This window comes from Streptomyces sparsus, from assembly GCF_054776295.1.
In genome coordinates, this window is the sequence record NZ_BAAHCA010001109.1 from 1 (window position 1) to 1,449 (window position 1,449).

Annotated in this window: 1 protein-coding gene; it reads left to right on the plus strand. The window is 76.0% G+C overall.

From position 1 onward, the window contains the following. Positions 1-18: 18 nt before the first annotated feature. Positions 19-1,449, plus strand: a 1,431-nt coding sequence (locus ACYVE9_RS26680; protein ID WP_461030464.1) for an SDR family NAD(P)-dependent oxidoreductase, incomplete at its 3' end; no start/stop codon positions are given.

The window sequence follows — 1,449 nt, forward strand, 5'->3', positions numbered from 1 at the left end:
CGGGGTGGGCTCTGCACGGTGGTCGGCGCCGGGGACGGGTTCAGCAGGTCGGACGCGGCAGGCTACCGGCTCCGCGTCGACTCCGCCGCGGATCACGGGCTGCTGCTCGACCGGCTGGCGGAGGACGGCCGGCCGCTGGACGCCGTTGTGCACCTCGGCGCGGTCGGTGGCGACCGGACCGAGCCGGAGACGGCCGAGCAGCTGCTCGACGCGCAACGCGACAGCTCGGAGAGCCTGTTGGCGCTGGCGCGGGCGCTCGACGCCCGCCGGGGCGCCGACCGGCCGGTCTCGCTGTACCTGGTGGGGGCGGGCAGCCAGGCCGTGCTGGACGACGACCGGCCCGGTTACGCGCACGCTGCGGCGCTCGGCCTGCTCAAGAGCCTGCCCCCGGAACTCCCCGCGCTGCGCGCCTGCCACCTGGACCTGCCGGACGACGCCCCCGGGAGCGCCCCCGACCCGGACGGCGCCGCGATCACCTGGCTGCTCGACGAACTGCGGACCCCGCTGACCGACACCGAGATCGCTCTGCGGCAGGGGCAGCGGTGGGTCCGCCGCTTGGCGCCGCTGCCCGACACGCACGCGCGCACCGGGGCGGCGCCCGAATCGGGGCCCGACGGTTTCCTGGTGGTCAGCGGCGGCCTGGGTGGCGTCGCGGTCCGGGTGGCCGAGCACCTGCTGCGCACCCCCGGCACCCGGCTGCTGCTGCTCGGTCGCACCCCGCTGCCCGCCGAGCACACCTGGCAGCGGCACCTCGACGCGGGCGGTGAGCCGGCCCGCCGTGTCGCTGCGTACCGCAGGCTGCGTGAGCTGGGTGACGTGCGGTACGAGAGCGCCGACGTCACCGATCACACCCAGGTCAGGGCGGCGTTGGAGAAGGCGACCGGGCACTGGTCGGTGCCGCCGACCGGGGTGCTGCACCTGGCGGGCACCTTCGACCAGCGGGCCGTGGCGGACCTCGACCAGCGCGGGTGGCGGGACGCGCTCGCCGCGAAGGTCACCGGCGGCTGGGTGCTGCACCGGCTGGCCCGGGAGTACACGATGCGCTCCTTCGTCTCGTTCTCCTCGGTGAACGGCTACTTCGGCGGTTCGATGAGCGGCGCCTACTCCGCCGCCAACGCCTTCCTGGACGCACTCGCCGTGCACCAGCGCCGGGCCGGTCTGCGGGCACACAGCCTGGCGTGGAGCATGTGGGACGAGCTGGGCATGAGTGAGGGCTACGGCCTGCGGGCGCTGAGCGAGGCCCGCGGCTACCGGGCCCTGGACGCGGTGGCCGCACTGCGGTCCTTCGACCTGGTCCGCGCTCTCGACGAGCCGCACGTGCTGGTCGGGGCCGACAGCGGGGCGCCCTGGGTGGGCAGCCACGTGCTCGCCCCGGCCCGCCCGGTCCAGCGGCTGGTCGGCCGGGTGGCGCTGGTGGACGACGCCGATCTGGGAGCCGTGCACCGGGGA